The organism is Sphingomonas sp. IC4-52, from assembly GCF_020707225.1.
Taxonomy (GTDB): Bacteria; Pseudomonadota; Alphaproteobacteria; order Sphingomonadales; family Sphingomonadaceae; genus Sphingomonas.
In genome coordinates, this window is the sequence record NZ_JAJFEU010000001.1 from 343,729 (window position 1) to 363,590 (window position 19,862).

The 19,862-nt window shown below is 64.2% G+C and carries 25 protein-coding genes and 1 tRNA gene; 10 read left to right on the plus strand and 16 right to left on the minus strand.

Annotated elements, in window-relative coordinates; translation table 11 throughout:
- Positions 1-45: 45 nt before the first annotated feature.
- Genes LK535_RS01590 through LK535_RS01600 form a run of 3 tightly spaced genes read right to left on the minus strand, consistent with a single transcriptional unit; the run spans position 46 to position 2,753 of the window.
- Positions 46-1,161, minus strand: a complete 1,116-nt coding sequence (locus LK535_RS01590; RefSeq protein WP_227770148.1) for an acyl-CoA dehydrogenase family protein — start codon at positions 1,159-1,161, stop codon at positions 46-48.
- A gap of 11 nt (positions 1,162-1,172) precedes the next feature.
- Entirely contained in the window at positions 1,173-1,520 is a 348-nt protein-coding gene (locus LK535_RS01595) for a YybH family protein (protein WP_227770149.1), read from the minus strand.
- Positions 1,521-1,523: 3 nt separating this feature from the next.
- A complete protein-coding gene (locus tag LK535_RS01600; RefSeq protein WP_227770150.1) occupies positions 1,524-2,753 on the minus strand; it encodes an NAD(P)/FAD-dependent oxidoreductase in 1,230 nt (409 codons plus the stop codon).
- A 995-nt stretch (positions 2,754-3,748) separates the two neighbouring features.
- Between LK535_RS01600 and LK535_RS01605 the strand changes: the two genes are divergently transcribed.
- A complete protein-coding gene (locus tag LK535_RS01605; RefSeq protein WP_227770151.1) occupies positions 3,749-4,492 on the plus strand; it encodes a Crp/Fnr family transcriptional regulator in 744 nt (247 codons plus the stop codon).
- On the opposite strand, the gene LK535_RS01610 is transcribed toward LK535_RS01605, so the two are convergent.
- Positions 4,480-4,863, minus strand: coding sequence for a response regulator (locus LK535_RS01610; protein WP_227770152.1), 384 nt, complete (start codon positions 4,861-4,863; stop codon positions 4,480-4,482). The two genes, LK535_RS01605 and LK535_RS01610, sit on opposite strands and share 13 nt — an antisense overlap.
- Positions 4,864-4,892: 29 nt before the next feature.
- A complete protein-coding gene (locus LK535_RS01615) occupies positions 4,893-8,510 on the minus strand; it encodes a PAS domain S-box protein (protein ID WP_227770153.1) in 3,618 nt (1,205 codons plus the stop codon).
- Positions 8,511-9,076: 566 nt separating this feature from the next.
- Between LK535_RS01615 and LK535_RS01620 the strand changes: the two genes are divergently transcribed.
- The 3 genes from LK535_RS01620 to LK535_RS01630 all read left to right on the plus strand — a co-directional run bounded on the left by LK535_RS01620 (position 9,077) and on the right by LK535_RS01630 (position 9,813).
- The gene (locus LK535_RS01620; RefSeq protein ID WP_227770154.1) at positions 9,077-9,319 is read left to right on the plus strand and encodes a helix-turn-helix domain-containing protein; all 243 of its coding nucleotides are present in this window, start codon (positions 9,077-9,079) and stop codon (positions 9,317-9,319) included.
- Positions 9,320-9,450: 131 nt separating this feature from the next.
- Complete coding sequence (locus LK535_RS01625) at positions 9,451-9,588, plus strand: hypothetical protein (protein ID WP_227770155.1); 138 nt, start codon at positions 9,451-9,453, stop codon at positions 9,586-9,588.
- Positions 9,589-9,651: 63 nt separating this feature from the next.
- On the plus strand, positions 9,652-9,813 hold the full coding sequence (locus LK535_RS01630) for a hypothetical protein (protein WP_227770156.1): 162 nt from the start codon (positions 9,652-9,654) through the stop codon (positions 9,811-9,813).
- On the opposite strand, the gene LK535_RS01635 is transcribed toward LK535_RS01630, so the two are convergent.
- The 7 genes from LK535_RS01635 to LK535_RS16720 all read right to left on the minus strand — a co-directional run bounded on the left by LK535_RS01635 (position 9,810) and on the right by LK535_RS16720 (position 12,962).
- Positions 9,810-10,469 (minus strand): SOS response-associated peptidase family protein, encoded by a 660-nt coding sequence (locus LK535_RS01635; protein ID WP_265333964.1) that lies wholly within the window; start codon positions 10,467-10,469, stop codon positions 9,810-9,812. The two genes, LK535_RS01630 and LK535_RS01635, sit on opposite strands and share 4 nt — an antisense overlap.
- Before the next feature lie 469 nt (positions 10,470-10,938).
- Entirely contained in the window at positions 10,939-11,130 is a 192-nt protein-coding gene (locus tag LK535_RS01640) for a hypothetical protein (protein ID WP_227770158.1), read from the minus strand.
- Positions 11,131-11,158: 28 nt separating this feature from the next.
- The gene (locus tag LK535_RS01645) at positions 11,159-11,527 is read right to left on the minus strand and encodes a hypothetical protein (protein ID WP_227770159.1); all 369 of its coding nucleotides are present in this window, start codon (positions 11,525-11,527) and stop codon (positions 11,159-11,161) included.
- A gap of 26 nt (positions 11,528-11,553) precedes the next feature.
- On the minus strand, positions 11,554-11,862 hold the full coding sequence (locus LK535_RS01650; protein ID WP_227771034.1) for an N-acetylmuramoyl-L-alanine amidase: 309 nt from the start codon (positions 11,860-11,862) through the stop codon (positions 11,554-11,556).
- Positions 11,863-11,889: 27 nt separating this feature from the next.
- The gene (locus LK535_RS01655) at positions 11,890-12,099 is read right to left on the minus strand and encodes a hypothetical protein (protein ID WP_227770160.1); all 210 of its coding nucleotides are present in this window, start codon (positions 12,097-12,099) and stop codon (positions 11,890-11,892) included.
- A 35-nt stretch (positions 12,100-12,134) separates the two neighbouring features.
- Positions 12,135-12,539 (minus strand): hypothetical protein, encoded by a 405-nt coding sequence (locus tag LK535_RS01660; RefSeq protein WP_227770161.1) that lies wholly within the window; start codon positions 12,537-12,539, stop codon positions 12,135-12,137.
- Positions 12,540-12,830: 291 nt separating this feature from the next.
- Positions 12,831-12,962 (minus strand): hypothetical protein, encoded by a 132-nt coding sequence (locus LK535_RS16720; RefSeq protein WP_265333965.1) that lies wholly within the window; start codon positions 12,960-12,962, stop codon positions 12,831-12,833.
- A gap of 101 nt (positions 12,963-13,063) precedes the next feature.
- On the opposite strand from LK535_RS16720, the gene LK535_RS01665 reads away from it, so the two are divergent.
- The 6 genes from LK535_RS01665 (at position 13,064) to LK535_RS01690 (ending at position 15,979) form a co-directional block, all read left to right on the plus strand.
- A complete protein-coding gene (locus LK535_RS01665; RefSeq protein ID WP_227770162.1) occupies positions 13,064-13,294 on the plus strand; it encodes a hypothetical protein in 231 nt (76 codons plus the stop codon).
- A complete protein-coding gene (locus LK535_RS01670; protein WP_227770163.1) occupies positions 13,291-13,692 on the plus strand; it encodes a hypothetical protein in 402 nt (133 codons plus the stop codon). The genes LK535_RS01665 and LK535_RS01670 overlap by 4 nt, the downstream gene beginning before the upstream one ends.
- Complete coding sequence (locus LK535_RS01675; protein ID WP_227770164.1) at positions 13,689-13,937, plus strand: hypothetical protein; 249 nt, start codon at positions 13,689-13,691, stop codon at positions 13,935-13,937. Before LK535_RS01670 ends, LK535_RS01675 begins: the two co-directional genes overlap by 4 nt.
- Positions 13,938-14,100: 163 nt before the next feature.
- The gene (locus LK535_RS01680) at positions 14,101-14,484 is read left to right on the plus strand and encodes a thermonuclease family protein (protein ID WP_227770165.1); all 384 of its coding nucleotides are present in this window, start codon (positions 14,101-14,103) and stop codon (positions 14,482-14,484) included.
- On the plus strand, positions 14,484-14,720 hold the full coding sequence (locus tag LK535_RS01685) for a hypothetical protein (RefSeq protein WP_227770166.1): 237 nt from the start codon (positions 14,484-14,486) through the stop codon (positions 14,718-14,720). The genes LK535_RS01680 and LK535_RS01685 overlap by 1 nt, the downstream gene beginning before the upstream one ends.
- A 20-nt stretch (positions 14,721-14,740) precedes the next feature.
- On the plus strand, positions 14,741-15,979 hold the full coding sequence (locus LK535_RS01690; RefSeq protein ID WP_227770167.1) for a hypothetical protein: 1,239 nt from the start codon (positions 14,741-14,743) through the stop codon (positions 15,977-15,979).
- A 47-nt stretch (positions 15,980-16,026) separates the two neighbouring features.
- Here LK535_RS01690 and LK535_RS01695 read toward each other — a convergent pair.
- The 4 genes from LK535_RS01695 to mreD form a co-directional block, all read right to left on the minus strand.
- Positions 16,027-16,102: transfer RNA gene (locus tag LK535_RS01695), tRNA-Lys, on the minus strand.
- Positions 16,103-16,184: 82 nt separating this feature from the next.
- Positions 16,185-17,246 (minus strand): rod shape-determining protein RodA, encoded by a 1,062-nt coding sequence (rodA, locus tag LK535_RS01700; RefSeq protein WP_265334012.1) that lies wholly within the window; start codon positions 17,244-17,246, stop codon positions 16,185-16,187.
- A gap of 47 nt (positions 17,247-17,293) precedes the next feature.
- Positions 17,294-19,387 (minus strand): penicillin-binding protein 2, encoded by a 2,094-nt coding sequence (gene mrdA / locus LK535_RS01705; RefSeq protein WP_227770169.1) that lies wholly within the window; start codon positions 19,385-19,387, stop codon positions 17,294-17,296.
- The gene (mreD, locus tag LK535_RS01710; RefSeq protein WP_227770170.1) at positions 19,384-19,818 is read right to left on the minus strand and encodes a rod shape-determining protein MreD; all 435 of its coding nucleotides are present in this window, start codon (positions 19,816-19,818) and stop codon (positions 19,384-19,386) included. Before mreD ends, mrdA begins: the two co-directional genes overlap by 4 nt.
- Positions 19,819-19,862 lie beyond the last annotated feature (44 nt).

The following is a 19,862-nucleotide window of genomic DNA, read 5'->3' on the forward strand; positions in this document are numbered from 1 at the left end:
ATCCCCGCGGTGAGACGGAGAAGGGCGGCGTACTTCCGGCCTTGATCAGGCGGCGAGCGGCTCGTTTGCGGCCGCGAGCCGGTTGACCAATTTCTCTTCCCAATCCGGCAGACTGCCGAGCGCGAGCGCAAGCTGATTGGCGCGGCGATAGAAGAGGTGGCAGTCCATCTGCCAGGTGAAGCCCATGCCTCCGTGCACCTGGATATTGTTCTTGGCGCAGTGGCGGAAGGCGTTGGTTGCAGAGACGCGAGCCGTAGCAGCGGCGCGTGGCAGCTCCGCTGCGCCCGTGGATAGTGCCCATGCGCCATAATAGGCATTGGAGCGGGCCAAGGTCGCCGATACGTACATGTCGGCGAGCATGTGCTTGATCGCCTGGAAGCTGCCGATCTGCCGTCCGAACGCCATGCGTTCGAGCGCGTAATCGCGGCCCATCTCCAGTGCGCGATCGGCGCCGCCAATTTGCTCAAACGCGACCAGTACTGCCGCGCGATCCAGCAACGTCTGGAGATTGGCCCAGCCCTCACCGCGCTCACCAAGCCGCTCACCAGCGGCATTGTCGAACGTCAGCGTCGCCTGCCCGCGGGTGGGATCGATCGTGTCCAGCGATTGCCGAGTTACGCCTTCCTGTGAAAGGTCGACCAGCACGAGGCTGAGGGCATCGCCTTCCTTCGCGAGAACAATTGCCACATCGGCGATGTCGCCGTCGAGCACTGGCGTCTTGGTGCCGCTTAGTGCGCCGTTGTTGAAGGTCGCCCACACGTTCCTTTCCGTCAGGCGCTCGCCTTCGCTGCTGGCGAGGCAGCCGATAGCGGCGCCGGCAGCAATCTTGGGCAACCATTCGGACTGCTGTTCGGCGGTCCCGAACGACTTGATCGCTTCGGCGGCTAGGTAAACGGAGGAGAGGATCGGCAGCGGGGCGATCGCCCGGCCGAACTCTTCAGCAACGGCGCAAAGCTCCAGGTATCCGAGACCGAGCCCGCCATGCTCCTCGGGAATGGCAATGCCCAGAAAGCCCATTTCGGCAACACCTTGCCACAGCGAGCGATCGAAGCCGCCGCCTTCCAGCGCCTTGCGGACCCGATCAGTGGAACACTCGGCGGCCAGGAAGCGTCGCGCCTCCTGCCGAAATTCATTCTGTTGCTCGTTGAAATCGAACTGCATCGATCCCTCCCCTAATCCTGTGGAAGCTGGTGTACGTAGACTTCGTTGTGAGTGATCTGCTCGCCATCGAGCAGCACCATGTCGAACCCGCGCAGGCGGCCGCCGCCGGCAACATCGCAATACCAGCGGCCACAAAAGCCGCCGGGTATCGGCCAAGTCTCGTCGGGCGTGTAGGTCATTGCTGGGGTGGCCGCGAAAAGCCCGGTAAGATAGGCGCGAAGGGCTTCATGGCCGCGAATGCCAGCGGCTGTTTGCGGATCGAAGTAGGTGCAGTCCGCGCCGTAAAAGCCTAGCAGGGCGTCGACGTCCTTGGCCGTCCACGCGGCCAACCAGTCGGCGTTGTAGCGTGCGATATCCATCAGCTAGACTCCCACCACTCGCGCAACATGGGCGGCCTCGAAAACTTCGGCCGGCACAGCTTCCGGGCCGGCGAGGGTCGCCACGCCGTGCATTCCGAGCATCGGATCAACGGCACTTGCCTCGTGATAGCGGCGCCGGCGAGCACGAGCCTCCTCGCCGAACTCCATGTCGAGCTTTGCTTGCAGTTCGGACGCGATGCGCAGTCGGCGCATGCGCTCCCTGCGTTCCTCCGCATAAGGGCGGAAATCCGGCTCCCGGCCGTGGGGAGTTTCCTTCAGAATGTCGCTGACCAGTCGCACATCGCGATAGGTGATCGACAGACCTAGCCCGAGGATGGGATCGTTCCAGCCAGCTGCGTCACCGACCAGCACGGCTCCCGGTGCGAACGGACGCTCGGCGGCGCTGCAATTGTTGTAATAGGCGAGGAGAGGGCTTGCCGGCGTGCCCTGGGCGATCGCTTCATTATGCGGCGCCGACTTCATGCGGAAGGCGTCCAGGAAACGCCTTGGGCCCTCCTGACCAGCGAAGCGGGTCTTGGCCGCGAGATCCCAGCCACCATAGACCCGCATGCGTCCGTTTCCCTGCGGGAATGCGAGAAAGGCGAAATCCTCTTCGGTGCCGATCGCCTGCCGCGTGTCGTTCCACGCCTGGACGCCGTCGACCAGCAACCCGGCAAACCAATGGTGCGGCTTGTCCTGATGAAGCGTCAGCCCAGCCGCGCGCCTAACCACGGATTGTCGTCCCTCGGCCCCGACGACGAGCGGCGCATGCTCCGTATGTTGTTGGCCGTCATGCACGTAAGTGACGCTGGACGTGTCGCCGAGTTCGACCTGCTTGACGTCTACGCCCCGCAGCGCGGTGGCGCCGGCCGCGGAAGCCGCATCAAAGAGCGCCTGACAATGTACCGGATGGCGGATGCACAAGGGACCAGGCACGTCCGGCGCGAACATGCCGAGCGGCAGCGCGCGCGCCTCCGCTTCGGCCGGGTCGCGCGTCTCATCATAGGTTACATGGCTGGAGAGGTGGTGTCCGCCGGCGCTCAGCAGCGTGTCATAAAGGGCAAGACGCTTGGTCTCGGTAACGCCCCATGGCGCAATCCACTCCCCGCGCACCTTGTCTTCGTAGGCGAGGCTCTTTTCCAGGAGGAGCACCGAACGCCCGGCGCGCGCCATAACCGTGGCAAGCGCCGATCCGCCAATCCCACCACCAACTACGATGATGTCGTACGCCATTCCCGCTCTCCCGCCGTCGACCGCCGTCATGGGCAGTCGATCGGACAATTAAGTCAGTTGACCTAATTGCTTCACACGTACGAGCGGGGTTGTGGGCAAGTCAATGGGCGTTCGTCGAACCTGACGCCACGCCGCACGGTGCAAACGTCGGGCGGCAAAAGGTGATCCCAGCGCGAGGCGAGTCAGGCTGCGCGTGGTCGAGTGTTCCCGCATGCTAGGCGACGAGTGTTGACGCAGCGCCGCACCATCAATGGCGATGAGCGACAATCGAGACGAGCTCGAGGAGCTCGCCGTTCAAGGCCGAAGCCTGTCATTGAGTAGTGGATTTCCCGATCGCGGCGGCGCCAATGTTGTCACCTAAGTGACTGAAAAGTGGTGGACGCACTTGGGCTCGAACCAAGGACCCGCTGATTAAGAGACAGCGGTCTTATCTCGCTGTTTTCCGACATTTTCGCTGTCTGTACCTCGTAGCCGCCTCTGGGCGGTTGGAACATGTCGGAAAGTGAGCTTCCTGAAAAGATCAGCCGCGTTAAGGCTCAAGGTCGGAGCCGCGCTGCAGGAAGATCGCACGTCTTCAGAGGCGCGTATGCGGTCGAACAGCGGGTGGGTTGCAGCCATCCGTTTTGGGCACTCGCATCGCGTAAGCGAACGCTCGTTCATCAAGCCTTTGACGGAAGTCACGCGCCCCAATCTCGGTCATTCGACCGATCCGCCATCGATCCCGGGAGCCGCCGTTTGTTCATCTCGCCAATAACGGCGTCCTGGACGGCGAACATTGCGGACTTAGCGGCCGGGCAGCTCGGAACATCGAAACGTTCGAAAGCTGCCGCAGCTCATGTCAAGAACGCCGCGCTCGGATCACGCCAGCTATTGGATCATCTTGGCGGCAACCCAACATAGATTAGCGCGGCATCGTACCGGATCGACCAGGCTGATGTAAGTTGGCAACGGAGAATCAAGCGATGGAGATCGGCCCGCGGCAAAGAGCACTGAGATTGTTTCTCCAGCGTCTGGAAGCGCGATCTGAGATTAGTGCTCAGGAGCGGGAGGCCGTACTTTCTCTGAACGGGCAGCCCCAGAAAGTAGCGGCGCATCGCGACTTCGTCCGCCTGGGGGAGGAGCTTGAGGATTCCTGCCTCATCGTGGACGGGCTTGTCGCCCGGTTCTCGCAGCTCGAGGACGGCAGCCGGCAGATCGTCAGCCTGCACGTCCCTGGCGACATGGTGGATCTCTACTCGCTCATGCTGCCGAAGGCGCCGTCCCCGTTGCAGGCGCTTACGAATGTCACGATCATAAAAGTGCCCCACCGGCTTCTACGCGAACTCGCGTTCGATCACCGTGGCCTCGCATCCGCGTTCTGGCGTGATTGCGTAGTCGATGGGGCAATCGTGGCGCAGTGGCTGGTGAATGTCGGGCGCAGGAACGCGCGGGGACGCATCGCGCACCTGATCTGCGAGTTGGCGGTGCGCTACGCCCAGATCGGTGCACTAACTCACGGACGCTTTCCGTTCCCGATCACGCAGGAACAACTCGGCGATGCGCTCGGGCTCACCTCGGTTCATGTGAATCGCTCGATCAAGACCTTGCGCGAGGACGGCCTGATCACGGTGACGCGCGGCACCGCCACCATTCTCGACTGGGCGGGCCTAGTCTCCGTCGCCGAGTTCAATCCCGCCTACCTACATCTTCCCATCAGCCTTGGTGAGAATGGGCTAGCTGCCGTCCGTCAGGTTCGCTGAGGCGCCAGAAGCTGCCCAGCTATCCGTGCCGCCTGCTGCGCGACAACCGGCTTTTCGACTCGCGGCGTGGCGGCAAACTCGTCGGGGATGGCGGTGCGATCGTAGCCGGTGACGAATGCAAACGGGATGGCGCGGCGCGACAGCTCCCGAGGAACGTCGAAACTCATTCCCTGACCCAGGTTGAGATCGACCAAGGCGCAATCGGGCGGATCGGCAGCCAATGCCTCCGCTGCGCCGGCTGCATCTGCAAAGGGGCCAACCACCGTGGCGCCGGCATCTTCCAGCGCGTTCTGCAGATCGGTGGCCAAATAGTAATCATCCTCGAGCACGAGGATGCGCGCCTGCTCCAAGCTGCTGTTGCGCATATTCATCGTCCTCCTGCGTCAGTCTGCAGAATGCTCTAGCCAGCGACGAGCGGAAACTCGATCCGACTTTCGATCCCTCCCGGCTGGAGCCTGAAGCTGCCATGCCCCTTTAATTCGTAAGGGATCCGGCGGGAGATTAGTTCCAAGCCGAACCCCTGCCGGCGCGGCACTAGTTCGATTACGGGCACCCCGCGCTCACGCCAGTCAATCACCAGCCAGTCGTGCCCGTCGCGCGGTTCGGTTCGCCAGCGCACCTCCAGCCGACCGCTTGGTCGTGAAAAAGCCCCATATTTCGTCGCGTTGGTCGCCAGCTCGTGAATTGCGAGTGTAAGAACCTCGGCGCTCTTGGGCGAGATCGAGACGTCATCACCCTCAAGGCTGATCTGGTCCTCATCCGCCACCTGCGCGAGCAGCTCGTCCCGGATCAGCAGTTCGAGGTCAACCGGCGCGCCGGCTGAGCGGGTCAGCAACACCTGCGTGCGCGCCAAAGCCGAAATCCGGCCCTGAAGATGCTCGACGTATTCTTCCGCCGAACGCTCCCCATCATCAGAGCGACTGATGATCGACCGGGTGACCGCCAAGATGTTGCGGACCCGGTGCTGGAGTTCGGCAAGCAGGACCTGCTGGCGCTCCTGCAATCGGCGCAGGTCGTCGACATCGGTCGAGGTGCCCAGCCATTCGGAGATTGCGCCGCTGCTGTCCCGCACCGGCGCCGCGCGAGTCTGAAACCATCGATAGCGATGCTCACCCTGGTGAAAGATGCGGTAATCGGCGTGGAACTCGCCGCGTTCGATCGCACCCGCCCAAATCTCCTTCACCTGCTGCCGGTCGTCGGCGTGAACGGGGTCAAGCCATCCCCAATCACGGCTGTCCGCTTCAGTTTGCCCAGTGAATTCTGTCCATTGAGGACTTGCCCAGGTCCAGCGTCCCCCATCGACTGCTCGCCAGACGAGTTGCGGCACACCCTTCATCAGTGTCTGCAACCACCGCTCGTTCTCGCGCAGCGCCGCCTCCGCGCGCTTGCGCTCGGTGATGTTGGTGAACAGCACCGCCACGCGATTGCGGGCGGGGTCGAGTGCGAAGATGTTAAGGTCGAAAACGCGATCCAGCGTCGGTTCTGGCTCCTCGACGCGGATCGCCTTGCCGCTGTCCAGCGCCTGCCCGTAAAGTCGTGTCCACTGCGGGTTGGGCGTTCCCAGCAGTTCCGTGGCCGTCTTACCGACCGGCCAGGGCATGCTTGTATGGGCGATGAAGGCGGGATTGACTTCGACGAAGCGGAAATCGACCCAGGCGCCGGTCTCGTCTTTCAGCACGTCGACCACGGCATAGGCTTCGTCCATCGACTCGAAGAGCGCGCGATATCGCTCTTTGCTGGCGCGTAATGCGGACTCCGCGCGGGCGCGCACCACTTCCGCCCACAGCCGTTCGGCGACATCCTCGACCAAGGAGACCTCACCGTCGGTCCAGCGCCGGGGTTCGTGCTGATGGATGCTGAGGTTCACCTTCAGCGTGCCGTCCACTACCAGGGCCACACTGAGCAGCGCCTGGACTCCCACATCGGCAATGGCAGCATAGGCGGATTCTTCGGCAAGAGCGCCGATGTCGTCGATGCGAACGGTCCGGCCCGCGCGTAGGTCGGACAGGACTTCGCCATCGTAGCTCTCGAGCTGCATCACCGTCGGGAAAGGCTTTGCTCCCGGGGCAAACCACCCGCCGAAAATCTCCGCGACATTCCTGTCCCAGTTGTATTCGGCGTAGAGGACCCGCGACGAACTGAGCTTTTCTCCCAACAGGCGGGAGGCCGCCTCAATCTTGTGCTCGGCCGAAGGATGCGCGCGCATTTCGTCGCCCAGCGCAAGCAGGAACGCCTGGCGCTCCTCTCTCTCCCGGAGTTGCTCTTCGGCGCCTTTTCGGTGGGTGATGTCCTCGTAGAGCATGACGACCCGGTCACCGCGTCCGGGATAGACGAAGACCTCATACCAGTCGCCCCGCGCACCGTGCTGGTTCTCGAAGTGCTTGTAGGTCCCCGTCCTGACGACGTCATCGAAGGCTTGGGTCCAGGCCGGGTCGACGAAGGAAAAGACGTCGCTCGCCTTGCGGCCCTTCGCATCGGCAGCGGCGATGCCGAACAGCCGCTCGAACGCCGGATTGAGCTCCAGGTAAAGCTGATCGATCGCCCGCCCTTCCTCGTCGCGGACGAGTTCGAGCTCGCAGTAACCCTGACCCATCGTCTCGAAGAGAGAGCGGTATTTCTCTTCCGAAGCGGCAAGAGCGGCTTCGGCCCGAGCGCGTTCGGCGGCCGACCAGGTGCGCTCGGCGACTTCGCGCAACAGCGACAGCTCGGCCTCTGTCCAGCTTCGGGGGGTGACGCAATGCACGCCGAACTCAGCCACCAGGCGGCCGTCCTTCACGAGCGGCACGACCACGGCGGCCCGCACCCCCGCGAGCCTCCAATTGGCGCGTTCCTCGGCGTCCGCCTCGGGATCGGCCTCGATGTCCGGCTGCACCAGCAACTCGCCGCGATAGCGCCTGGCCATCCGGTGCTCGCCATAGTCGGCGAAAGTGAAGTGCTTCGGGAACGGGGCGATCGTGGCCTCCCCCTCCTTGGCAGGCCGCACATATTGTCCCCGCAGGGTGCCCGTCTCGGCGCCCACCTCCGCTTCAACTTCAGCGTACATCGCCCGGTCCACGCCCAGGTGCTCGGCGACCATTCGTGTCGTGGCGGCCTGAACCTCCCCGGCGTTGGCGAGCGGGCGCACCATGTCGCTGTGCGCCAGCAGAAATGCCTGCCGCTCCTGGCTCTCGCGCAGCCCCGCTTCCGTCCGCTTGTGATCCGTCACATCGTCATAGAACACTACGAATTGGTCGTTCCCTTGGACGGGCGCCATGTCGAAGACATACCATCGCCCAGTATCGGCAACGAAGCGTTCGAGGCGCTCGGGCTGCCCGGTCTCGACAACTCGCGCTGCCATTTCGAGCCAGAACGGCTCAATGAACGGAAAGATCTCGGACGCCAGACGGCCGACAGCCCTGGCGCGTTCGAAGCCGGTCTGCGCCTCGTAGGCGTGGTTGAGATCGAGGTACCGCGCATCGATAACGCCACCGTTCTCGTCGCGCACAAGCTGATGGATGGCCAGCCCTTGGCGAACGGCGTTGAAAAGGGACCTGTATCTCTCCTCGCTTTCGCGAAGCGCCGCTTCGGCGCGTTTGCGCGCGTCGATATCGATGTTCATCCCCGCCCATTTTTCGATCGCTCCTTCCGCACCGAGGACGGGTGCGGCGCGGACGTTCGTCCAGCGCCATCCGCCGTCAGGCGTACGGAGGCGAAACTCCGCATCCACCAACCTTCGCGCCGCGACCGCTTCGCGCCAGTGCTTTTCGGCGCAGGCGCGGTCGTCAGGATGGATGGCATCAAGCCAGCCGTAGCCGAACCACTCCTCCAAGCTCTGGCCGGTATACGCACGCCAGCTTGGACTGTCGGCAATGACGACGCCGGATGCGTCAGTCTCCCAGATCGCCTGCGCCCAGCTTTCAATGAGCAGCCCGTAACGAGCCCGGCTCTCCCGAAGTGCCGTTTCAGCCGCCGCCGCCCGACGTTCGGCCGACGCCAGGCGACGCTCCAGGTCTTCCGCCCCGAGCGAGATATCCACCATAGATCGTCACCTCTCGCGAACAGGAAGTGTCCGCTTCTAGGCAAACGCACAAACAAGCGGAATGGCGACGATTGGGTCGATTGCTGGCAGGGCGGCCCGCAGCGCTAAGCGGCGGCAGCTTTCGACTACCATTTACCTGAGAGCCGCCGGTCGGCTCCCGGCCAGTTCCCGCCGCCCGGCCGCACGTGAACGAACAACCGGTTTCTAGGAACACTCAAGCCGCGGTGAACGGCCGGAACTGGGTCGACCACTTCACGACTGGCTGACTCATGAGAGCTGAAACCGGCCACATTCGAGACGTCAGGGCGGTGATCGTTTGCTGCTTCGCCTCGTCAGGCCTGAGATTTTAAGTCGTGGTTTTCGATCTTTCTTTTCAATCATCATTCCGACAGATTCACGCTTTGTTGCCCTACCAACTATCAAGGGCTTACACCGTTTGTCGGAACGGCATTTGCCTCTCTTTCGAGCTTAGGACGGGGAGCGCGCGAACGCCAGCGCGGCGGACGCAAGGCTAGAACAAGTCGGGAACATTCACTATCTGGCGCGCTCGAATCATGGGAGCGCTGATGACTATTCACGAACCGCGCGAGCGCCTGCGCGCTCTTTCCAAACAGCACCGAACGGGGCTCGGTGACTTGGCCGCGATGATCGGCCGGCCGCGCACGTACCTGCGGCGCTATGTCCGAGAGGGGCGGCCTGACCAGCTGGAGGACGGCGATCGCGAAACGCTGTGTCGGTTTTTTGGTGTGCCGGAGGCGGAGCTCGGTGGTGTCGATCCGCGGTGGGCAAAGTTCCAGGTGGCGAAATGAGGCAGGTTGATCGAGACGAACTGATCAACCGCATCCAAGCGGCGATCCGTGGTTGGCCAAAGTCGATCCTCCGAGGTCTGGCAGACCATCGGCCAACTGAGCAGCTCCGGGCTCGTCTGCTGGGCGCGACAATGATCAGCGACAAGCTCGGTAAGCTTGAGATCCTGTCCGACAGTCCGCCGCCGCCGCCGATCCGCTACGCCGATCTGGAAGGCGGCAGCGGCGTGCCAGCCCAGGACGACGTCAAGCCGAACGGCCCCATGCGGTAGGTTTGCAGCCCAGCTGCGATCCGCGCGTTACCAGTGCGGACCTCTCGAATGGGGATGCACGCGATGGACCTGCACGATTCGATGGAGCGCCTACGCCAGTTCAGCCAATCGTGGAACGATGACGATGTGATCGACGAGGCCAGCGGGCTCACCGGCGCCGATGTAAAGCTCGTGGTGCATCTGCTCGGCGAGGAAGACGTCGTTCCTCCCGGCGTGGCTGATTAGCCGTCAACTCGCATCAGCTGGGCGGGGTAGGGCGCCACCAACTCCATCGCTTCCGCCCAGGGCGCCCGGAGCCAACGCTCCTCATCCTCGTCATGCAGCAGCACCGGCATCGCCTTCGGGTGGATCGGAGCGACTAGGCTGTTCGGCTCTGTCGTCAGGAAGGCGAACACGGCACCGCCGTCAGCCGGGCGCCAGATCCCCGCGAAGCTGACGATCGGCCGGCTCGGCACGTCGAACCAGTGGAGCGGCAGCTTGCCGTCTTCACCGCGGGACTGTCCGTACTCGCTGAAGGCGGTGAACGGGACCAGGCACCGCCGCTCCGGGTTCTGCAGGGCGCTCTTCCAAAACGGCGACGTGTAGTTCCGGACGTTCGTCACCTTCTTGTCGAGCAGTACCGGCTTGCCCGTCGCCTTGTCGATCCGCTTGCCCGGCACCTTATGTGGAAAGCCCCAGGACATCGCGTCCAGCATGCGGGCGCCATCCTGCCCGCGCACGACATAGGCGGGCTTGTCCGGGAACAATTCGGGCGGCGGTACCGTCAGATCTTCAGGGTAGGGCGAGACGATGCCGTAGCGCGCAGCGAGTTCAGCCTGCTTGGCCGTCATGCGGTAGCGGTTGCAGATTGCGACTCTCCTCTGATTTGCTAGGTCGCGCAAAAGCTCACTGGCGCAAGTTGTCGCGTAAGGACGATTGCACGGGCTTTCCACTAGATACTTGTTCAGTCTGTCGACGGCTCGCGGACCTTAGTAAGTTTAGCTTCTCCATGCTGGGAGTAAGTCGATGCTTAAGGCAATCTGGACGAGTTCCGCTGCTATCGGGCTGATGACGGTGGCTGCTGCTGCAGCAGCTCAATCGACCACCGACGTCCGACGGGTTGGTCAGCCGAACCAGTCCACAATGGACAAGGGACCGCCCAGAGATCCGCGGGTCCATTCGACAACCAAAACTCCGGATTGGGCTAAGCCATTCCCGAGCTCAACTCCGAAGCAGACCCCCACTGCGACCCCGAAACCTACACCTACTCAGAACCCGCCCCCTCGTTGATTCAGCGAGTAGCAGGCCGGTTTGAAAAGCCCGTTCGGTCACTTTCTAAGTTCGACAAGAGCGGCGCTGCGACTATCCGGCTTACCGGCAGCCGACCTGCGTCTTGCCTGTTTGCCAGATCGCCTCGACGCAGGTCCAGTAGCGATCGTTGCCGATGATCCGGTTGTTCCCGCGCTCCACCGCGCCAACCGCTTCGGCGAGGCGCTCATAAACCTCCTCCAGGACGCTCCGGCTGATCGTGACGTCATCCCCCGCACGTGGGGTGGCCGTCAACGGCTTTAGCCGTTCCGTCCTTGTCAGATCAGTCGGGCGCGTCGGCAGCGCCGGCCGCTCGGTTCGCACGCGCGATGCTTTCGTTGAGGCGGTCGCGCACGCGCTCGACAGGAGCGGGAGGGAGAGGGCGAGGCTCGCCGTTAGCAGGCACCGGAACGGCAGGGATGGCGTGAAACGCATCTCGGATATCCTTCGTGACCAGGTCGATGTTGATGGAGGCTTTGCGGTTGCGGCCGTCGACGTCGACGCCGATCGCCTGCGCGCTGGCCGCTGCCGCCTTCTCGTCCTTGCGGGCGATCTCGGTCGGGAGCGGGTCGCGGCGCGGCCAAAGCCGGCCGAGCGCGAAGACGGCCAGACCGAGAACCACGATCGCAACGACGATCGTCACCAGCGACACGCCGAGCTTCTTCGCGGTCGACGGCGTCACAGCCCAGCATACTCGCGCTTGGCGTCGAACGACGGGCAGGCCTTTGCCACCTTCGGAAAATCGCGGTGCCCGCGCACGTCAGCCTTCGGATAGCGGCGCTTCAACTCGCCGAGCAGCTGCAGCAGCGCCGCCTTCTGCGCGGGCGTGCGGGTGTCCTTCGGCGCCCTCCCATCAGCCGCCACCCCGCCGATGTAGCAGATCCCGATCGTGGTGGAGTTGTGCCCGGCGACGTGTGCGCCGACCGTGCCGATCGGCCGGCCTCGCTCGATGGTGCCGTCGAGCAGCACGACGAAGTGATAGCCGATGTCGGACCATCCCTGTTTCTTGTGCCATCATGCTTGGGCTCCTTGGGTGATGGTGGGATCGCCGGCGGCAGCGCGGACCGCACAGGCACGGAGCCCGACAGAGCGGCCGACGAGGACGGCGGTGGCGTGAGTGAGGATGTGCTGACCGGCAGTGAGCTGGGCGCGGAGCAGATCCTCCGACGCTGCGCGGGTGGCACGCTCCCGGATCTGGTCGCCGACGCTCAGGTCTGCGTTCATCTGGTCGCGCCACGACTGTGGTGAGGTGCGGGCCATCAGAGCAGACCCGATCCGACGCCGCCGAGGGTGAAGGCGTGCTCCGCCTTCTTGGGCGTGAACTTGGCGGTGAGCGTGCCGCCCTTCTCCAGGCGCTCAATCTGCCGCTGAAGCGGTGTCAGGGCAGCCAGGCGCGCGCGCTCCTGCCTCGCGACCTCCTCATCGATCATGGCGCGAGCTTCCGCCGCCGGTATGTGCTTGCGGTTGACTAGGTGCCGGTAGGTGTCCCGAAGGTGCGGCGGGCACCAGCCGAGGATCGTCTCGGTTTTGGCGCGACCGGCTTGCTGGCGGACCTCCGGAGCCATGGTCCGCGCACGCACCTCCGGCTGGAAAAGAACATCGCGGGCCGTGATCTTGCCTCGCTCGCTCCTCCGCCTGCGTTCCTCCGGTGACAGGCGCTCCATGCCCTTGCGCACAGCTCGAGAATGCGCCTCGCGGGCGCCTGGCCGGCTGAAATGCGCACGGCGCTCCGCGGCGATTTGCCGGCGGCGCTCAGGATCCCTGTTGCGGCGCGCCAGCAGGTCAGACCGGCACAAGCCGGAGCGGCTGCTTTTGGAAACCGGCTTGCCGCAATCCGGGCAGGTGCGCGGAGCGCAAGAGTCAGCGCTCGCGGAAGCGGCTGTTGCCGCCCCCGCGTGGTTCGTGTCTTCCATGATTTAACCCCTCAGCCGGCCCGGCCGGCGTTCAGAACCTCGTTATTCCGCGATGATGTCGGACAGTTCGGCCACCAGGCTGCGCGCGCGGTTCTTCAGCCGCGCGCGCTCCACATGGTCGACCTGCCCATCCCGCTGCGCTTCACAGATCTCGTAGGTGAGCGGTCGCTGCACGCGGCGCATGAGGCGGTAACGGGGGCGCAGCGCAAGCTGGAAGATGCGACCCGCACCGCGATCGTTTCCGCTGCCGCCGGCAACCTGCTGAGGTCGGCAGCATGAGCCGCCGGGGGATTGCTGACCCGGTGAGCGCCCGCCGCCGCTACTTCGATGAGTTCGAGGCGCGGCGTCGATCGATGCGCCGGGCTCAGCGGGCATTCTTCGCGATCTGGTTCTTCTTCGTACTCGCGATGGTGTTCGGCGCCGCGTGGCTGCTGAGCAATCCCGAGGCTATCGGCTCATTCGTCGGGCGGATCGCTGCCGCTTTCAACGCCGCCGGTGCGCGATGAGCGAGACCGTCTCCATCGGGCAGGTCGTCGGTCGTCAGCCTGAGACGCTGTTCATCACGCCGTCCAAGCCCAACCCGTGGTACGGCTCGATCGTCGAGGGCGATTCGCTGACCGCGCAGCAGCGCACCGTGCTGTCAACGCGAGAGATCGACCAGTCGGCGGTCGAGATTGTCACCGTGTACCGCCAGGCAACTACCCGGGAGCTGTGGTGGCCCAGCACGCAGCTGCCACCGCTGTACGCCTTCGAGTGTCCGGTGATCAGCCGCCAGTCTGACGGCTTCGTGAAGGTCGTTGCGCCGTTCGGCGACGTGAAGCGGGTGATCCCGTATCTCGATCGTCTGTGGGCGACATTGCCTCGCGGGCTGAACCGCCGCGGCTTCAGGAGCTGCGCGGCATGAACGTCCTCGCACTCGCCGTCTGGTTCTGCGCAGCCGTGGTCGCCCTTGGGGCGATCATTGTGACGCTCGACCAGTACGGCGCCCGCATGCTGCTCGCCCTTCGCGGCCAGCCTCAGATCCATCTCTCCCGGCCGCGCGCATCCCACGCGCGGACCATGACGCCTCGGTCGCTCGCCCCCCGCGACAGTCTTTTTCTCACCCCTGCGCTGTCGAGGCCGGCGCACGGGCAAATGGTTCAGCGGTGATGGAGCCGGCCCGAAAGCCGCGGGCGCCGCGCCCGCACACTGGCGTTCCGGACCGCATGCTCGACGCCGAGGAGTTTGAGGTGGCACAGGCCCGCTTGCGCGGCCTCGTACGATCAGCCGAGCGCACGGCCGCTCTGCGGTGCCGATAATATGGACCAGTCGAATGCCAGCTGACTTGCCGCCTCCATTCGTTTGTCAGGTCGTGAAGGTTCACGACGCCGACGGACCCCTCTGGTGCGAAAACGGTCTCAAGGTGCGAGTCGCCGGTGTGCAGGCTCCAGATTGGCAGAATGCGGCGCCATGCCGCCAGCGCAAGCCTGGCTACGTCTGCGACGACGCGAAGGCGCGCGCGAGCAAGCGCATCGCCGAGCGGTTGGTCTTGGGTAGAGGGATCAACTGCCGGCCGGCCGATCGCTCGTGGAAGCGGATCGTTGCCCGCTGCACGTTGCCGGATGGCCGAAGCCTCACCTGCGCTCTGATCGCCGCTGGCGCCGCTACGCGTTGGGACAGCTACTGGCGACGGTACAAGATGGGGGAGTGTCGCTGATGGGTCTGGCGCTTGCACGCCTGCCCGATTGGCCCGCGGGGATGAACCGCGAGACGGCGCTTGCATACACCGGGGTCGCTGAAGGCCAAATGCGGGAGTGGGAGCGGCGCGGCCTTGTGCGGTTCCGTCAACGCGGTCCGCGTGGCGCGGCCATCACGGCGCGTGCGGATCTCGACGCCGCGCTCGCCACGCTGTTCGGCGGCGCTGACAGCGATGATGCGATAGAGTTCGATTGATGACGCGGCCAAGAGGATGGGTGCGTCTGCCAGCCTATGTGCGGGCCACCAAGCGCGCCAGCGGCGAGGTCGCCTACTACTGGGAGCTGCCGCCCTGGGCGCGGCCCGCTCGTGATGAAGACGGAAAGCTGGTCGCAGCTGCGCGGGACGGCCGCCGGCATACGCTCGTCAACACAGCGCTAGGAACCGATCTTGCGGCCGCCATCACGAAGGCAGAGGCGCTCAACGAGGCTCTGACACAGTGGCGGACGGGCGAGGGCGGTGCCAACCTGGTTAAAGGCACGGTTGGATGGCTCTTCGCCTGGTATCGGGACCAAGAGCGATTCAAGAAGAACGTCGCCAAAACGCGCAACGACTATCGCAAGCTCATGGACATGCTGGCCGCGTTCGAGACGAAGGCCGGCTCTCCGCCGCTTGGGCAGCGGATGGCGAACAAGGTGGATGCCGGGGTTGCTGACAAGCTCTATCGCAAGCTGCGCGAGCGCGGCGAACGCCAGGCGACCTATGCCATGCAGGTCTGTCGCCTAGTGTGGACGTGGGCGGCGCGTCACCATCGGGCCACCGGCGTGAAGGAGAACCCCTTCGCGGGCATGGGGTTGAAGAGCACGGCAGCGAAGGGCAACCGCGCGACCACCCGTGCCGAGTATGACCTCTACAGGGCGACGGCGCGTGAGATGGGGTTCCAATCCATGGCCACAGCCGCTGCGCTGTCGTTCGAGTGCTGCCAGCGTGTCTGGGACGCCTTTGGCTTCGAGGACGCTGAGGGCGAGGAGCGGCGCGGGATCGAATGGGCAGGGTATGAGCCTGGCAAGCAGATCGCGTTGGTGCAGTCGAAGACCGGTAACGCTGTGGTGCTGCCGCTCACGATCGAGGTCGCAGGCGAATCCATTCGCCTTTACCCCGACCTTGAGGATGAGCTCGCGCGCACGCCACGGACTGCGGACGTGATCGTGGTCGAGGAGCGTAGCGGTAAAAAGTACAAGGAGCGCCGCGTCTCCTCTGTTCACCGCGCGATCTGCGAGAAGGCGGGGCTGCCCAAGACAATGACGTTCACGGGCTTCCGGCATGGCGGCATCACCGAGGTGGGATCAGTCAGCGCCGACGTGCGACCGATCTCCGGTCACGCCACGCTCGACGTCACGCGAATCTACAACAAGGCAACTGCGGACAAGGCTCGAGAGATAGCCGTTGCTCGCCGGGCTCATGTCACCGCGCTAGGCGCCGATTTGTCGGAAAGCGGATCGGAACATGTCGAATAGACGCACCGCACCCTTCGAAGAAAATGGCTGTTTTCTGCGAAGGAGGGTGGTGGACGCACTTGGGCTCGAACCAAGGACCCGCTGATTAAGAGTCAGCTGCTCTACCAACTGAGCTATGCGTCCGTGATCGTGTTGGGCGGCTGCCCCGATCGGGAGGCGCGCCATTAGCACCGCTTTTGTGCAGCGCAAACCCTTTTTCGCGAATTCACCAATTTTTTTCGCCGCGATTGCTCCGGTCGATCGACATGAGGATGCCCAGACACAGGAAGACCGTCATCTGAGCGGATCCACCGAAGCTGACCAGCGGCAAGGGAATGCCTACCACGGGGGCGAGCCCCATCACCATCGCGAGGTTGATCGCCACGTAGAAGAAGATCGTGGTGGCAAGGCCGGCGGCCGTCAGCTTGGCAAACCGGCTCTGCGCCTGCAGGCCGACATTCACGCCCCAGCGGATCACCATCAGATAAGCCACGATGATGAAGAGGCCGCCAAGGACGCCCCATTCCTCAGCCATGGTGGCAAAGACGAAATCGGTGTGCCCTTCCGGGAGATAATCGAGATGGCTTTGGGTGCCGTTCAGGAAGCCCTTGCCAGTGATGCCTCCTGACCCAATGGCGATCTTCGACTGGCTGATGTGATAGCCGGTGCCGAGCGGGTCGCTTTCCGGATCCATGAAGATCAGCACGCGATTGCGTTGATACTCATGCAAGAGGAAGTTGACGGCCAGCGGAGCCGCGACCGCGAAGGCGAGGGCGCCCCCGACGAACAGACGCAATGGCACGCCCGCCAGGAACATGACCGTGAGGCCGCCGGCCACGATCATCAGCGCGGTTCCCAGATCGGGCTGAAGCATCACCAGAGCCGCCGGTAAGCCAATGAGCATCGCTGCCGGCCAGATGCCTCCGAATCGGCGAGTCTCGTTAGGCGGCAGCATCTCGTAGAAGCGCGCGCAGGCCAGCACGATCGCCGGCTTCATCAGTTCAGAGGGTTGCAGACGGATGAAGCCCAGGTCGAGCCATCTCTGGCTACCGCCACGTACGGCGCCCAGAAGCTCCACCGCAACAAGCAGGACGACGATCAACACATATCCGGGCAGCGCCGCCTGTCGCCAGACATCTTCCCGGACCCGCGCGATGATCAGCGCCCCAAACAGGAAGACGACGAACCGAATACCTTGCGCCATTGCCCAGGGACGAAGGCTCCCGCCTGCCGCGGAATACAGCACAACAAGACCAAAGACGGCGATGCCGATGACAAGAAACAGCATCCGCCACGGCAGACGCGCGACGGGCGCGGGGACGATGGAGGAGCCGATCACTGCGGGTCTGATGGTTCAGTAGTGCCGACGCTGGCGGGACCTGCGCCATTGGCAATGTCGCTTACGGTCGCCTCTTGCGCGGCGTTGGACGCGTCCGTGGCCTGCTCGACGGCGGGGGCGCGGGTGGGCGCCGGAACATCCGTTTCAGTCGCCACGGCCTGTGCTGGAGCTGGCGCGACCGAGGTGGCGCGGTACGCGGCTTCCTGTGCCGCCATTCGGGTGCGGATATCTCCGCCCCAGGTCGGTTCCACTTCCGCCAGGGCCTTGAGCGCCTTTTCCTTGTCGAACAGGTACGTCATGATGTCACGGCCGATCATCGGCGTGTCCAAGTTGCGCACGGTATGGCCATTGTGTTCCAACACGATACCGGCAGCGTAGCGCGGATTGTCCGCGGGTGCGAAGCAGATGAACAGGGCATGGTCGCGCAGCTTGAACGGCAGTTGCGCGTTGCTGAGCACACCCGAGCGTCGTTCTGCCATGGTGATACGCCGCACCTGGGCCGTGCCGGTCTTTGCCGCCAGATCAATGCCGGGGATGTACAGGCGCGAAGCGCCGCCGGTGCCGCCGCCATTCACCACTTGCCACATGCCTTCTCGAACGATGCGCAGGTTTTCCGCGCTGAACGGAAGGGCGGGGGCGTCGGGGCGGACCTTGTCCATCAACAGGCTGGGCTGAAGCATACGGCCGGAGCCAATCCGCATCGCCATCACGGCTAACTGCATCGGATTGGCCAGCACGTAGCCTTGGCCGATGGAGGCATTCAACGAATCCGCCACGGTCCACTTCGTCTTGTACTTGCGCTCTTTCCACGCGCTATCGGGTACAGTGCCGTAGCGCTGAGTGGCGAAGGGCAGGTCGTATTTTTCTCCCAGCCCGACTGCGCGAGCGACTGGGGCCACGCGATCATAGCCGAGGCGGCGGACCATCTCGTAGAAGTAGATGTCGCAGCTCTGGGCGATGGCGCCGCGCAGGTCGATGGCACCGTGGCCGCGGCGCTTGTGACAATGGAACAGCCCGCTGCCGACACGGAGCGCGCCACCGCAGAACACCCGCTCGTTCGGGTCTACGCCCGCCTCAAGCAGCGCAAGGCCGTTCATCGGCTTCACGGTCGAGCCGGGCGGATAGAGCCCTTGGGTCACCTTGTTCATCAAAGGAACGTGATCGTCGGCCGAAAGCATCTTCCACTCTAGGTGGCTGATACCGTCGGAAAAGCTGTTCGGATCATAGGCCGGCATGGAGACCATGCACAGCATCTCGCCCGTGAGACAGTCGAACACCACGGCCGAGCCGGAGTTGGTGCCGAGCCGGCGGGCGGCATATTCCTGCAGCCCGGCGTCAATTGTCAGCCGCTGGGTCTTGCCCGGGGTGTCGGGGCGAGTCGCCAGTTCGGCGACCAGCTTGCCGCGGGCCGTCACCTCGATACGCTTCGCACCTGGCTTTCCGCGCAGATCGGTTTCCAGTGTCTTTTCAAGACCATCCTTGCCGAGTTTGAAGCCCGGAGTGACGAGCAGCGGATCGCGGGTTTGCTTGTACTGTTCCGCCGACGCGCTGCCGACATAGCCGGTCAGGTGGGCTACCGCCGCGCCAGCGGGATAGTTTCGTGCAAAGCCGCGGGTCGGCGCGACGCCCGGGAGCTCGGGCTGACGCACCTGAACGGCCGCGAACCGCTCCCAGCCGACATTCTCCGCCACCTTCACCGGTTGAAATCCAGCGGCCCGCTTCAGGTCCGTCCTGATCCGCAGCATGTCCTCGTCCGTAAGAGCGAGGAGGTCGCGCAATGCGGCCAGAGTCCGCTCTTCATCAACGATGCGATCGGGAATCAGATCGACGCGAAAATCGGTGCGATTGTCCGCAATTGGATGCCCATGACGATCCACGAGCCAGCCCCGCCGTGGCGGGATCAGCGTCATGTTTACCCGGTTACTCTCACTCAGGAGATTGTAGCGTTCGTTCTCCGCAATCGCGAGCCAACCCATGCGGCCGGCGAGCAAGGTGCCGACGCCGACCTGTGCGGCGCCGAGCAGCCAGGCACGACGGGAGAAGGTGTAGCCTTGCTGTGCTTCCGTAGCGATCCGGGTTGAACGGTTCATTCAACGACGCGCCGGCGATCAACCCACGCGACAATCCGCGCGGCGAAGGGGAAGAGGAGAATGGACACTGCGATCTGCGCGACTAGCACGGAATCCACGTGCCCGCCGAGAGGCGTTGCAAACAATCGCCCGCCGACCAGGCAAATTGCGATTGCGGCCGAGGCGATAAGCCAGTCCTGCGCGAAGGCACGGAAGATGGTGCGCTGATCAAAGAGATCGATCATGAAGAAGGACAGGGTCCACAGGAGCGTGGCGCTTCCCAACGGCTGGCCGCTCAGACAATCGTCGAACAGGCCAAGTAACGCAGGCGCCCAGCGACGCAACGCCAGCGGAGCCAGCAAGCGCCACGCCAGCAGCATCAGGAGGCCAAACGGCGGAAGCAGCGGCAACGTCGCCGCGACGGGAAAGATGGTGACCAGTGACCCTCCCATGACGGTGATCCACGGCAGTGCGCGGGCCCGCGTATGCGGTAGGG

Excerpts from the sequence above, each read along its gene's own strand:
- LK535_RS01620 (WP_227770154.1), top strand. The coding sequence starts at position 9,077 with ATGACTATTCACGAACCGCGCGAGCGCCTGCGCGCTCTTTCCAAACAG.
- LK535_RS01655 (WP_227770160.1), bottom strand. The coding sequence starts at position 12,099 with ATGAACGCAGACCTGAGCGTCGGCGACCAGATCCGGGAGCGTGCCACC.
- mreD (WP_227770170.1), bottom strand. The coding sequence starts at position 19,818 with ATGGGAGGGTCACTGGTCACCATCTTTCCCGTCGCGGCGACGTTGCCG.
- LK535_RS01670 (WP_227770163.1), top strand. The coding sequence starts at position 13,291 with ATGAGCGAGACCGTCTCCATCGGGCAGGTCGTCGGTCGTCAGCCTGAG.
- LK535_RS01600 (WP_227770150.1), bottom strand. The coding sequence starts at position 2,753 with ATGGCGTACGACATCATCGTAGTTGGTGGTGGGATTGGCGGATCGGCG.
- LK535_RS01595 (WP_227770149.1), bottom strand. The coding sequence starts at position 1,520 with ATGGATATCGCACGCTACAACGCCGACTGGTTGGCCGCGTGGACGGCC.
- LK535_RS01625 (WP_227770155.1), top strand. The coding sequence starts at position 9,451 with ATGATCAGCGACAAGCTCGGTAAGCTTGAGATCCTGTCCGACAGTCCG.
- LK535_RS01630 (WP_227770156.1), top strand. The coding sequence starts at position 9,652 with ATGGACCTGCACGATTCGATGGAGCGCCTACGCCAGTTCAGCCAATCG.
- LK535_RS01675 (WP_227770164.1), top strand. The coding sequence starts at position 13,689 with ATGAACGTCCTCGCACTCGCCGTCTGGTTCTGCGCAGCCGTGGTCGCC.
- rodA (WP_265334012.1), bottom strand. The coding sequence starts at position 17,246 with ATGCTGTTTCTTGTCATCGGCATCGCCGTCTTTGGTCTTGTTGTGCTG.
- LK535_RS01610 (WP_227770152.1), bottom strand. The coding sequence starts at position 4,863 with ATGAATATGCGCAACAGCAGCTTGGAGCAGGCGCGCATCCTCGTGCTC.
- LK535_RS01685 (WP_227770166.1), top strand. The coding sequence starts at position 14,484 with ATGGGTCTGGCGCTTGCACGCCTGCCCGATTGGCCCGCGGGGATGAAC.
- LK535_RS01660 (WP_227770161.1), bottom strand. The coding sequence starts at position 12,539 with ATGGAGCGCCTGTCACCGGAGGAACGCAGGCGGAGGAGCGAGCGAGGC.
- mrdA (WP_227770169.1), bottom strand. The coding sequence starts at position 19,387 with ATGAACCGTTCAACCCGGATCGCTACGGAAGCACAGCAAGGCTACACC.
- LK535_RS01590 (WP_227770148.1), bottom strand. The coding sequence starts at position 1,161 with ATGCAGTTCGATTTCAACGAGCAACAGAATGAATTTCGGCAGGAGGCG.
- LK535_RS01665 (WP_227770162.1), top strand. The coding sequence starts at position 13,064 with ATGAGCCGCCGGGGGATTGCTGACCCGGTGAGCGCCCGCCGCCGCTAC.
- LK535_RS01680 (WP_227770165.1), top strand. The coding sequence starts at position 14,101 with ATGCCAGCTGACTTGCCGCCTCCATTCGTTTGTCAGGTCGTGAAGGTT.
- LK535_RS01615 (WP_227770153.1), bottom strand. The coding sequence starts at position 8,510 with ATGGTGGATATCTCGCTCGGGGCGGAAGACCTGGAGCGTCGCCTGGCG.